At 42.6% G+C, this 12,020-nt stretch carries 9 protein-coding genes and 1 pseudogene; 4 read left to right on the top strand and 6 right to left on the bottom strand.

Features of this window, described 5'->3' with window-relative positions; translation table 11 throughout:
* Positions 1–79: 79 nt before the first annotated feature.
* Complete coding sequence (locus tag NSTC745_RS28450) at positions 80–625, bottom strand: NADPH-dependent FMN reductase (protein WP_445633984.1); 546 nt, start codon at positions 623–625, stop codon at positions 80–82.
* 471 nt (positions 626–1,096) lie between these two features.
* Here NSTC745_RS28450 and ftsH point away from each other — a divergent pair, with 471 nt between their 5' ends.
* Positions 1,097–2,986, top strand: coding sequence for an ATP-dependent zinc metalloprotease FtsH (gene ftsH, locus NSTC745_RS28445; protein WP_445633983.1), 1,890 nt, complete (start codon positions 1,097–1,099; stop codon positions 2,984–2,986).
* A gap of 181 nt (positions 2,987–3,167) precedes the next feature.
* Here the strand turns inward: ftsH and NSTC745_RS28440 are convergent.
* From NSTC745_RS28440 to NSTC745_RS28425, 4 genes and pseudogenes are all read right to left on the bottom strand, one after another.
* Positions 3,168–3,537, bottom strand: a pseudogene (locus NSTC745_RS28440) (hypothetical protein); the annotation flags it as partial.
* 4 nt (positions 3,538–3,541) lie between these two features.
* Positions 3,542–3,979, bottom strand: a complete 438-nt coding sequence (locus tag NSTC745_RS28435; RefSeq protein ID WP_445633982.1) for an RrF2 family transcriptional regulator — start codon at positions 3,977–3,979, stop codon at positions 3,542–3,544.
* A gap of 325 nt (positions 3,980–4,304) precedes the next feature.
* Positions 4,305–4,922, bottom strand: a complete 618-nt coding sequence (locus tag NSTC745_RS28430) for a hypothetical protein (protein WP_445633981.1) — start codon at positions 4,920–4,922, stop codon at positions 4,305–4,307.
* 277 nt (positions 4,923–5,199) lie between these two features.
* Positions 5,200–6,162 carry a DNA polymerase III subunit delta' gene (locus tag NSTC745_RS28425; RefSeq protein ID WP_445633980.1) on the bottom strand — a complete coding sequence of 321 codons (963 nt, stop codon included), beginning with the start codon at positions 6,160–6,162 and terminating at the stop codon, positions 5,200–5,202.
* Between the two features lie 719 nt (positions 6,163–6,881).
* Here NSTC745_RS28425 and NSTC745_RS28420 point away from each other — a divergent pair.
* Positions 6,882–8,444, top strand: coding sequence for a phytoene desaturase family protein (locus NSTC745_RS28420; RefSeq protein ID WP_445633979.1), 1,563 nt, complete (start codon positions 6,882–6,884; stop codon positions 8,442–8,444).
* Positions 8,445–8,635: 191 nt separating this feature from the next.
* Here the strand turns inward: NSTC745_RS28420 and NSTC745_RS28415 are convergent, their stop codons facing one another.
* Positions 8,636–11,089: an ATP-dependent Clp protease ATP-binding subunit gene (locus NSTC745_RS28415; protein ID WP_445638710.1), complete on the bottom strand. Its 2,454-nt coding sequence runs from the start codon at positions 11,087–11,089 to the stop codon at positions 8,636–8,638.
* Positions 11,090–11,255: 166 nt separating this feature from the next.
* Between NSTC745_RS28415 and NSTC745_RS28410 the strand changes: the two genes are divergently transcribed.
* Both NSTC745_RS28410 and NSTC745_RS28405 read left to right on the top strand, forming a co-directional pair.
* Positions 11,256–11,447, top strand: a complete 192-nt coding sequence (locus NSTC745_RS28410; protein WP_445633978.1) for a hypothetical protein — start codon at positions 11,256–11,258, stop codon at positions 11,445–11,447.
* A 29-nt stretch (positions 11,448–11,476) separates the two neighbouring features.
* The gene (locus NSTC745_RS28405) at positions 11,477–11,773 is read left to right on the top strand and encodes a DUF3288 family protein (protein ID WP_096538702.1); all 297 of its coding nucleotides are present in this window, start codon (positions 11,477–11,479) and stop codon (positions 11,771–11,773) included.
* Positions 11,774–12,020 lie beyond the last annotated feature (247 nt).

Below are 12,020 nucleotides of genomic sequence, written 5' to 3'. Positions count from 1 at the left end.
TCATTTCATATTTTTGTGACAAATAATCTCGAAATATGCACCTAACACACCCTACAATAATTTCATGCTCAACCTATAACTAATTAACACCCCGTAGCTTGCGAGTGTTATCAACTAAACTCTGGGCAAATTGGTCAAATCTTTGAGAAAGTTTCTCATCTAATAGCTTACCTTCAGGACTGAAAGCACCCCAAGCTTGTCCGATCGCAATTTGTTCTGGAATCACCCAACCATGCACCCAACGCACAATTAGCCTGAGGTCATTCAACGCGTTACTGTTAGGCTGACCCCCTAATACACTAATCAATCCCGTCACTTTATCAGATAGTTGGTCAAAGCTCATCAAATCCAGAGCATTTTTCAGAACACCACTAACCCCGCCATGATATTCAGGTGTCGCCAAAATTAACCCATGAGCGTCACTAACTGTATCCTGCAACCGCTTCACATCTGGGTATTCTGGATACTCTTTTGCACCAGTACAAAATGGTAGCTGCAACTGCCGTAAATCGAGAATCTCTACCTCCCCACCTAAGGCTTCTATTCTTTGCATTGCAACTTCCAAAGCCAGCTGGGTATAAGAATTAGGTCTTAAACTACCGCCAATACCAACAATTTTCACCATAATTAACTCACAAATTACTAATTACCTGCGATCGCAAAGCCATTTAAGACGAAGTCGTTATGACTATGTTTATTTTAGCGATTTGTATCAGAATGTGTCAAATTAAAATTTTGGAAAAAATTCTTGGTTTTTTCCCCTACCAAGGGTGATGGTTCGCCAACGATTCCGGAGCCAGTTGCAGCAGGTCTTCTAACTTATGGCTTATACAGCAAGTAACAGGCTTCAAAATATTTTGGTGTCGGTTTTGGGATAGATTTATGTCCTAATCTAACTGGCAACTGCTATAACTATTTCTGTGTAAATTATCTAGCTGATTGAGTTTATGCAATAGTTGGGAGACATTTGGGAATGTTTTTGTCTGGAAGTTAGACTAGATAAGAAAACTGTAATATCCAGTTATTGGGATTTTTGCTAGAAGAATAGGCATAAAACCACAGCTCAACTTCTGCCAGCAGACAAAGGGTAAATATTATGACAAATTTGCGAAAAAAAGCGTTGATAAAACAGAAGTCGTCAAAGCGCGTTGCTTGGATTGGTGGGCTAGCAGCTAGTTTGATGATGTTGCCAGGAATTTTTGGAAGTACTCCTGTTTTGGCACAAAAACCAGAGAGCAACTCTTTAAATTATGGTGAGTTGATTAAGAAAGCGAAGGCGGGAGAAATCGAAAAAGTTGAGCTTGATGAAGCCGAACAAATAGCAAGGGTTTATCTCAAAGGGCAAAAAGAGAACACATCACCGCAACAGGTGAGACTTTTAGCGCAAAATACAGAATTGATTAACATTCTCAAAGATAAGAATGTTGAATTTGGTGAGATTTCTTCTGCGAACAGTCGGGCTGCTGTTGGCTTGTTGATTAATCTCATGTGGATTTTGCCGTTGATAGCTTTAATGCTATTGTTCCTGCGTCGTTCTACTAATGCTTCTAGCCAAGCGATGAATTTCGGTAAATCCAGAGCTCGTTTCCAAATGGAAGCAAAAACTGGTGTGAAATTTGAAGATGTCGCTGGGGTTGAAGAAGCCAAAGAAGAATTGCAAGAAGTTGTTACCTTCCTGAAACAGCCAGAAAGATTTACTGCTGTGGGCGCACGTATTCCCAAAGGAGTATTGCTAATTGGCCCTCCTGGTACAGGTAAAACTTTACTAGCAAAAGCGATCGCTGGTGAAGCGGGCGTACCATTCTTCAGCATTTCCGGTTCGGAATTTGTGGAAATGTTCGTTGGTGTGGGTGCATCCCGCGTGCGTGACTTGTTTAAAAAAGCCAAAGACAATGCACCTTGCCTGATATTTATCGATGAAATCGACGCCGTAGGTAGACAACGGGGTACTGGTATCGGTGGCGGAAATGATGAGCGAGAGCAAACCCTCAACCAACTGCTGACCGAAATGGATGGTTTTGAAGGTAACACAGGCATCATTATTATTGCTGCCACTAACCGCCCGGATGTATTAGATGCAGCCCTGCTGAGGCCAGGACGCTTTGACAGACAAGTGATGGTGGATGCGCCAGATTTAAAGGGAAGGCTGGAAATCTTACAAGTCCACGCCCGGAATAAGAAGATTGACCCTAGCGTATCATTAGAAGCGATCGCCCGCCGCACTCCTGGTTTTACTGGCGCAGACTTAGCCAACTTACTCAACGAAGCTGCCATTCTCACAGCTAGGAGACGCAAAGAAGCCGTCACCATCTTAGAAATCGATGACGCTGTAGATAGAGTAGTTGCGGGTATGGAAGGCACCGCCTTGGTAGACAGCAAGAGCAAGCGCTTAATTGCTTATCATGAAGTCGGACATGCCTTAGTCGGTACATTGCTCAAAGACCACGACCCCGTGCAAAAAGTTACCCTCATCCCCCGCGGCCAAGCACTGGGATTAACTTGGTTTACTCCCAACGAAGAACAAGGATTGATTTCCCGTTCCCAACTCAAAGCACGTATCACTGCCACTTTGGGCGGTCGGGCTGCCGAGGAAATTGTTTTTGGTAAGCCAGAAGTGACCACAGGCGCAGGAGATGACCTGCAAAAAGTTACAGGAATGGCACGCCAAATGGTTACGCGGTTTGGGATGTCAGAATTAGGCCCGTTGTCCCTAGAAAATCAGAGTGGAGAAGTATTTCTAGGACGCGACTGGATGAATAAATCAGACTATTCCGAGGAAATTGCCGCCAAAATTGATTCCCAAGTCCGCGAAATTGTCAACAATTCCTACATCAAAGCAAAAGAACTATTGCAAGAAAACCGCGTAGTTTTGGAGCGTTTAGTAGACTTGCTCGCAGAACAGGAGACAATTGAAGGTGATTTATTCCGCAAAATTGTTGCTGAAAATGCTCAGATAGTGGATGAAAAAGTGGCTGTATCTTATTAAGAGATTAGTCAAGATTTAGTAGTCAATAGTTGATAAACTCTCAACTATTGACTATGAAATATGGGTTTTAGTTTGTACTATTTATTTGTAAAATACAGCGTATTTCAGATAAATGAAGTATCCGGGTAGGGGCACAGCCATGTTCTCTACAATTATCTGTACCTCACGCCTGTTGCACAACTTAAGAAGATAAAGCCCAAATTTGTTGGGTGTAAGCCTCAACTTCTCGATGGCGCTTACGCCTTGTTTTTACCAATCCAAAGAGCCTTTGATGTTCGACAAGATAAGGAATAGCCTCACTAGCATCACCACGGAGAACAGCTTGGGAGAAATGGTATAAACTCCTGAAAATCATCTCTGTAGAAATTCGGTCTAAAGGTTGGTTAAGAGCGATGCCAAAGGCAAGCCGCTTCTCTTCTCCTGTCGGAGACGCTCCGCGAACGCGTCTACGCTACATCAATACATAATTGATTGAGAACAGCATAAAAAATCCAAGTTGCCAGAATTTTGATTTGTACACCGTTCGTATCGCCCGCCCAGATATAAGCTAAATTACTAAATGTAATACATCAGTTCCTTCTGTTGTCGGATTGTTCTCCGTTCGCAAAGGTCTTGAAGTGTATATTTTTGCAATACTGAGTTAGCAGCTTCACGTGCTTCCTGCCAAACTTCTTGAATTAGCTCACCTTCTACTGTGCTGGGAGGCGGTTCGCAAGTAGAGGCAACAGCATCCGAACCTTCCATACAGGTAAAAGCATCCAGCACTGTGATTGTCCTGGGATCTCGCGCCAAAACATAGCCACCTTTGGCTCCGCGTATGCTCTTAATTAAACCTCCACGCCTTAATGTTGCCAGGAGTTGTTCTAAGTAGCGGTTCGGTATATCTTGTAATGCTGCTATCTCTCGGATTTGCAGGGCGTCACCGTTAGGGTAGCAAGTTGCCAACTCTAACAGGGCTAAAAGTGCGTATTCTGATTTGTTAGAGATTACCACAGGCGTAATATTTTAAACCCACACCTAAATATACAAATTCACTGAAGCCATTTCCCTAAGCTATTGCTAAGAAAAACTTGACAATCAACCCATTGTTGACCGGCTAACTCTACTTTAAATACTTTCAACGATAAAAACAATTATATTTATTTTTTAATTCAATAAATAAAAATGATTAATAAAAGGGTCTGGGCAATGGGGCAGAGGAGGTGGAAGAACCGAGGGGGCAAGGAAGCAGACAAGAAAGAATGTTAGCGTTTGATTAACCAAGATCAGGGGTTTTGTGTAATTTGTAACTTCCTGTTCGAGAGGAGAAATTTGTTGCTTAGTAAATACTTCGCCAAGCTTTCACCGTCCCCTTACCAATTTCACTATCAACGGTTTGACCTCCTTCCAATACTAACCTGATGTCTAAGTTCTCATCTGGAGCATTTTTCAAAGCAGTGGCTAGTTCTTGATTAACAACAAACGTGCCTGTTGAACCGTCTAATTGAAAAACTTTTTCTCTGACCTTGACCAAAAGTTTATCTACTTTTTGGGTAGTCACAAACCTCAGATAATCTGGTCTGGGATACAGATAACCTGCGGTATAGAAAGAAGACTCAGCTTGACCGTAATTTACTGTTACCAGTAGTCTAACGCTTGAAGGAGTCCACAAACTAATAACTTGTTTTGAACCATTACGGTATAAATAACCACCTAAATAATTGCGGTCAAAAACTCCAAAAAACTCGCCTTCAAAAGGGTCGAGGATTCTCACGGGTTTTGACCAAGGTACATTCATATCAGGGGACAGTCCTGCTGATTTAATCAGTGGCAAATTAGTTGATGCTTGGGCAAGGTTAGGTATCTTTTGAACGGTGGAAGCAGTGCAAAGTTGCGGGGAAAGTGCAACCAAGCTAGCCCCTAAAAGAAGAGCTGGAATTGTCCGTACTAAGTTCATGATGAGCCAGGGATGGAATCTTCAAAGACGATAATTTGGCAGCTTAGATTAGTCATCTCTACCAAGAGTTTTGTTTTCCAGAATTTTTGGCAATTGAGTAAATTTTCAGTGTCTTGTGAAGATGTATTTTGACACTTAAACATCGGAGTAAGTGTCTGAGAGATACAAAAAGCTGCTACAACTATTTTAGCGTGTGAATAATCATACAATTAGCATTGGTATGGTAGCGATCGCGAATTAGAGTATAGATAACTGTGAATATGTTGGGCGATCGCTATCATAAATAAAGTGTTGATTTTTGAAATATAGATAAAAGCAAACATTCCCAAACTAGCCGTGGTTGAGCGTAAGCAAGCAAGTATTTACGAGCTTGTTCTAGCTCCTCGATCGCCTTGGTTTGATGCCACTGCTGCCAGTAAAATTGTTGAAGATAATCAACTAACCATAGTTGCGCTTCTGTATCTAAATCTTTATCAATTTTTTTGGCTAACTCCAAAGCATTGCGGTAGGATTTGGGAGCTTTTTGCAAATCTTCTAGTAATTCTGGGGGAATAGCTTGTAATTGCTCGTAAGATGCGATCGCACTTCCCGCACTGCCAGCTGCTATATTCAATACTGCCTGATGTTGCAAAATTTCTTGATGACCTGTTTGTGTGAGTACAACAGCCAAAGATTGTGCATCTAAGCGATAAAAAGGAATGCGCTGACAGCGTGACACCAAAGTTGGCAACACAGACTCAACTGTAGGTGCAATTAAAATTAACGTTGCTTGTCCTGGTTCTTCTAAAGTTTTGAGTAAAGCGTTCGCTGCGGCTTCTGCCATTGTTTGGGCTTCCTCTAGCACTACCACATTCCTTGGTGCTTCTAGAGGTGGACGACTGAGAAACTCGGCGATCTCGCGAATTTGTTCTAGTCGAATTACAGGTGGCGCTTTACGCTTGAGTCCTTTTTCAGCCGCTTGTGCTGCTGTAAATCGTTGTCCTTGATATTGATAAGTTGGTTGCACCCACAATAAAGCTGGGTGGTTACCTTGACGCAAACGGTTTTGTAAAGCACTAGTGATTTCCATGTCACTAGAAAATAGCAATTCCACAAAGCACCTGGCTGCTAAACTCCTGCCTACACCATCTGGACCGACAAATAAATAAGCTGGAGCAACTCGTTTTTGCCTAACAGCTTCAGTAAGCAATTCTATGGCTTGCTGTTGCCCTACAAGTGGTGCAAATGGCTTAATGGTCATTGGTCATCAGTCATTAGTCATTAGTCAATTGTAATCTGCACAACAGCAAATTACGTATTATAGTTTATTGGAATTATCAAGATGATTTTCTAAAATTTAATGTTAATTTTTCAAATTTTAAGTTAATCAAAATAGTCTTTTCATTAGTTACTACACTTATTTGCTAAGTATCATTTTAGCTAATTTCAACTAAAGATAGTTTTTATAAAGAAAAGCAAATATTGTCAAACAATTCTTGCCAGCTTAGATAATCTGAATACATAGAAGATGAACTAAAAAGCTTAGATTATTAAATTATCGCCGCCTAACTATCTGCAAGTTTTCACAAAGATTTGCAGCGAAATTATGTGGCTACTTTAAACACCCTTCAGGGCATCTAAATGTGAATTAGGTTGTTGGCTCAAAAGTGCCGCGGCTAAATATCAAAACATTTAGTAATGATGCAATTGCCACTATCATCGATAAAAATCCTTACACCTTCTACTCAATGGTCATTCAATAGCAGCTGCTAGTGAGATTAGGACATAAACCGATCCTCAAACATCGGCAAAAACAGAATTTTAAGCCTGTTGGCTGCTATACCTGATTTTCATAAGCTTGAAAACTACAAAGCTAGATGAAAAAATCCTGAATGTTTTGCCATTTTGACAAGTAAAAAACGGTGAAAAAAACCATAACACCGAAATCAAGATAAATCAATATTGTCAGAGGAGGCTGAGATGGAAATCTTCGATTACGTAATTCTAGGAGCCGGACTGGGTGGACTTTCCGCCGCAGCTTGTTTAACCCGACAAGGCTACCGAGTAGCAGTTTTAGAACAACATTATTTACCTGGTGGATGTTGCCACACCTTTGATTATGGAGAATACAGTTTTTGTGCTGATGTTCATTATATTTCTCAATGTGGTTCCGGTCAGACCATAAGTCAATTTCTCGATTATATTGGACAAAATATACCCTTTAATAGCCTCCATCCTGAATGTATCGATCGCGTCATTACACCAGAGGTAGATTTTAAAATTCCTTTGGGTTGGGAAAATTTGCGATCGCGTTTACTTTCCACATTTCCAGAAGAAGCTAAAGCAATTAACCATTACTGCAATGAAATTCAACGACTCCACCAAGAAATTCGCAACTTGGTACAGGAAGTACGCTGGTTCGATCGCAAATTATCTGATTGGTTGAAGTTACCAAAATATTTTAATTTATTTTGCAAGCGGAAGTGGACACTACAAGATTTATATAATGATGCGAGATTATCGCCCAAACTGCAAGCAATATTAGCGGGGCAAAGTGGCGACTATGCACTACCACCCGAAGAAATTGCCCTACTCACCCACACTTCCCTAGTTTGGGACTACTCAGAAGGCGCTTATTATCCAAAACATCACTTTAAACACTTTGTTAACACCATTGCAGATGTAATTACCGCAGGTGGAGGTGTAATCAAGTATTCAAGCCCGGTTAACCATATTCAAGTTAGCAACCGCACCGTCCATAGCGTACTTGCCGATGGAATCACTTATCGCGCCAGTAAAGCTTATATCAGCGACCTCGACCCGAAATTAACAGTAGAGTTGATGCACGATTCGGAAGCTTTGAGTTACAAAGAACGTCAACGCCTCACCCGTTACGAATACTCAGCTAGTGCTTTTAATATTTACCTGGGTTTAGATAGTCGCTTCGATCCGCAACGCTACGGCATCGGTAACTGGAATATTTGGTATTATCCCACAGGCAACCTCAACAAAGAATATCAACAACAATTGCAGGGAGACCTCAGCCATCCGTGGATTTTCCTCTCGTGTCCGACGATGAAATCCAGCGAACCAGGGATGGCGCCAGAAGGACATCACATTTTAGAAATTGCTACTGTCTGTTCCTACGAACCATTTGAATATCTGCATAAAACCGACCCAAAAGCCTATAAAGCCAGAAAACGGGAAGTTTATCAGCAGATGATGACAAGCGTGCGAGATTTGATTCCAGATGTGGACAACTACGCGCGAATGAAAGTTTACGGTACACCCACCACCAGCGAATTTTATCTCGGACAACCCCAAGGTAATATTTACGGTGCAAAATTAATTCCCAAACAAGTTGGTTTAAATCGTCTGGGATATGTGACGGAATTACCGAACCTCTTTTTGGTAGGCGCGAGTGCAGGCTATCCCAGCGTACCGGGTGTAATTGGTAATGGAATGGATGTAGTGGAAATGTTGACAGGGCGATCGCCACGTCAGAAACTTGAAATAACCCAGCCTTTGGTAGGAGTTGGGTAAATATAGCAAGCAAATATAGCTCAATTGTCAGAAAATTTATCCAAAAAAAACCTCTGGTAGAAATACCAGAGGTGAAAGATATAATACCATTTCACTGATGTTTGTCTGAGATGCCCCTGTGGTGGCTCTGCCTAAACAAGAGGCTAGAGTGTTCCTAAAATATTACAGCAAAAAGTGATTAGGTATAAATATTAGCCAACATTTGCCAATAGCAGCTCTCGTTTTGCTGATTTTTGGACTTTTACTTGAGAGTCATCATCAACATCAACAACCGCTGTATCTCCGTCTACAATTTCACCAGATAACAGTGCTTCGGCGAGAGAATCTTCCAAGAGGCGCATAATTGCTCGGCGTAATGGTCTAGCGCCATAGCTGGGATTATAGCCTTCTTGTACCACAAGCTCTTTGAAGCGATCGCTAACTTCTAAAGTGATTCCTTTTTCCGTTAGGCGGCTAGCAACATCACGGAGCATGATGTCAGCAATTTGCTTGACTTCATCCTTAGAAAGCTGGGTGAAGACGATAATTTCATCGAGACGGTTGAGGAACTCTGGACGGAAGTAATTTTTCAGTTCTTCATTTACCAAGTTGCGAATGCGGTTGTAACTAGCGTCGGCTTGGGTGTCAAAATCAAAGCCTAAACCACTACCGCCTTTTTCAATCACCTTGGAACCGATGTTAGAAGTCAAAATGATCAGCGTGTTCTTGAAATCGACTTTTCGGCCTTTGGCATCGGTTAGTTGACCGTCATCCAAGATTTGCAGCAGCATATTAAATACATCAGGGTGTGCTTTTTCGATTTCGTCGAAAAGCAGCACTGTGTATGGTTTGCGCCGCACTAGTTCGGTTAGCTGTCCGCCTTCGTCGTATCCTACATAACCAGGAGGCGAACCAATTAATTTGGAGACGGTGTGGCTTTCCATGTATTCGGACATATCTAAGCGAATCATTGCTTCTTCCGAACCAAAGAAATAAGCTGCCAAGGCTTTAGCTAATTCTGTCTTACCAACGCCAGTGGGCCCGGAAAAGATAAAGCTAGCAATAGGACGATTGGGATTTTTTAGACCGACGCGGGCGCGACGGATGGCACGAGACACAGATGTGACTGCTTGCTCTTGGCCGATAAGCCGCTGGTGCAGAGTGTCTTCTAGGTGCAAGAGCAACTCTGACTCAGATTCAGTGAGCTTGTTGACTGGTACGCCAGTCCAAGAAGCGACAATTTGGGCGATGTCTTCTTCATCAACTACAGCAGTATTGAGATTTTTCTCACTTTCTGCTAGTTCACTTTGCAGTTTTGCTGTGAGTTCTAATTCTTGGTCGCGTAGTTGTCCGGCTTTGTCAAAATCTTGGGCTTTGACTGCTGCTTCTTTGGATTTGGTCACCCCAGCGAGTTCGCGCTTGAGTTCTCTATTGGCAGAATTTTGAGAGTTCCGCAGACGAACGCGGGAGCCAGCTTCATCAATTAAGTCTATTGCTTTATCTGGCAAAAAGCGATCGCTAATATAGCGGTCTGACAACTTGGCTGCTGCTACCACTGCCGCGTCAGAAATTGTGACTTTGTGGTGCTGTTCGTAGGCACCGCGCAAGCCGTAAAGAATTTGTACGGTTTCTTCAACTGATGGTTCGCCGACCATAATCGGTTGGAAACGACGCTCTAGTGCGGCATCGCGTTCGATATGCTTACGATATTCATCGAGGGTAGTGGCGCCGATGCACTGGAGTTCGCCCCGTGCTAAAGCGGGTTTGAGGATGTTAGCTGCATCCAAGCCGCCTTCTGTACCACCAGCGCCGACTAAGGTGTGAATTTCGTCAATCACCAAGATGATATTGCCTACAGAACGGACTTCTTCTACTACTTTTTTGATCCGTTCTTCAAAATCGCCACGGAAGCGAGTTCCAGCCACTAATAAACCCATATCCAGGCTGATGACTTGCTTATCTTGTAACGATTCGGGGATATCTTGATTAACAATACGTTGAGCTAAACCTTCAGCGATCGCAGTTTTACCAACTCCTGGTTCCCCAATCAAGACGGGATTATTTTTCGTGCGGCGACCGAGAATTTGCACAGCACGCTCAATTTCCTTCTCGCGACCGACTACGGGGTCGAGTTGACCTGCTTGTGCTAGTTTAGTTAGATTTCTGCCAAACTCTTCCATAGTTAGGGTTTGGGTGCGCTTTTGACTACCACCACCAGCGAAAGCCGGTGAATTTTCACCCAAACGGCGAATAATCGCACTGCGGACTGTCTTGAAATCAACCCCTAGATTTTGCAGTACTTTGGCGGCGACACCTTCGCCTGCCTCTGTTAATCCTAAGAGTAAGTGTTCAGTATTAATGTAATTCTGTCCCAAACTATGAGCTTCTTTAAACGATTGCTCAAAGAGGCTTTTCACCTTAGGAGTAAAAGGAATTTCTGGCGGTACAAAGCCAGAACCCCTACCAATAATTTTTTCTACCTCGCGGCGTGCGTCTTTTAGAGTAACGCCTAATTCCGCCAGCACTTTAGCAGCAACCCCAGTTCCTTCTCCCATCAAACCCAGGAGAATTTGTTCAGTTCCTACGAAGTTGTGTCCCAGGCGACGGGCCTCCTCCTGAGCTAGCATAATTACTCTAATGGCTTCGGAAGTGAAGTGTTCAAACATAGCGGGTTCTTGCTCCCTTGCTGCTTCGATTTTGGGTGATATAAGATTCACCCTCATCTAAAGATTTTTGTATTTTCTTATGGACTAATGTAACTTTATTTAAATTTGACTGGCAGTGGTGAGAGCCGTAAGACTTCAGGTGTAGTTGCCGTCTGGGGCATTGGGCATGGAGATTGAGGTTCTGAAGGTTCTGAAGTTCATTAATGAGCCTTTGGGCTTCATGAATGAGTCTTTGAACCGCATTAATGAGTCTTTGGGCTTCATTAATGAGTTTTTGAGTGAGATGAACAAGTCCCCAATGCCCAATGCCTCATGCCCAATGCCCAATGCCCAACGTTCAGATAAACTAAAAATTTAGGATTTAGCACTCAATACTCAGGAATTACGATGAGTGAAGCAACGGGCGGAAAAGAACAACAGCACCCTCTATATAACCGCGATCGCCCCCTTATTGATATTTTACTCGCTCAACAAGCGACAGACTATAATTTAGCAGAATTAGCTAGATTGCGAATTCGTTATCAAGGCTTTCCAGGGGCGAGAGACATTCAAAAAGATTTAGATAAAGTCTTGCAGCAGTGGGGTTTGACCGAAGCCCAGCTTTTTGAAAAAACTCGTCAACTGCATGATTTGGGCGGTATTTATAAAAGTCGCGGCAAGAAAGAAGAACAAGATTGGAATTAGGATGTGGGGCATGGGGCATGGGGCATCGGCTATGAGAGAGGTCGAAGGTTGAATTGCATTCACAAGTATCAAAGATTCGTCAGCGAGTATTAGAGGATGTTTAAAAAGTCCTCTTGTTGGTATCAAAAGTCTTAGATCTCTCTAAATCTCCCTTTTTAAGGGAGACTTTGATTCCGGTTCCTCCCTTTTTAAGGAGGTTGGGCAATCTGATACCATTTCTCTGTGAAGATGCACTTTATTTTTAAAA

The organism is Nostoc sp. DSM 114161, from assembly GCF_052692665.1.
Note: the sequence above shows the minus strand (reverse complement) of the source record. Positions and strands in the feature narration are given on the sequence as shown.

Coding starts and splice junctions, on each gene's coding strand:
- NSTC745_RS28430 (WP_445633981.1), bottom strand. CDS start 4,922: ATGAACTTAGTACGGACAATTCCAGCTCTTCTTTTAGGGGCTAGCTTG.
- NSTC745_RS28450 (WP_445633984.1), bottom strand. CDS start 625: ATGGTGAAAATTGTTGGTATTGGCGGTAGTTTAAGACCTAATTCTTAT.
- NSTC745_RS28410 (WP_445633978.1), top strand. CDS start 11,256: ATGGAGATTGAGGTTCTGAAGGTTCTGAAGTTCATTAATGAGCCTTTG.
- ftsH (WP_445633983.1), top strand. CDS start 1,097: ATGACAAATTTGCGAAAAAAAGCGTTGATAAAACAGAAGTCGTCAAAG.
- NSTC745_RS28415 (WP_445638710.1), bottom strand. CDS start 11,089: ATGTTTGAACACTTCACTTCCGAAGCCATTAGAGTAATTATGCTAGCT.
- NSTC745_RS28405 (WP_096538702.1), top strand. CDS start 11,477: ATGAGTGAAGCAACGGGCGGAAAAGAACAACAGCACCCTCTATATAAC.
- NSTC745_RS28425 (WP_445633980.1), bottom strand. CDS start 6,162: ATGACCATTAAGCCATTTGCACCACTTGTAGGGCAACAGCAAGCCATA.
- NSTC745_RS28420 (WP_445633979.1), top strand. CDS start 6,882: ATGGAAATCTTCGATTACGTAATTCTAGGAGCCGGACTGGGTGGACTT.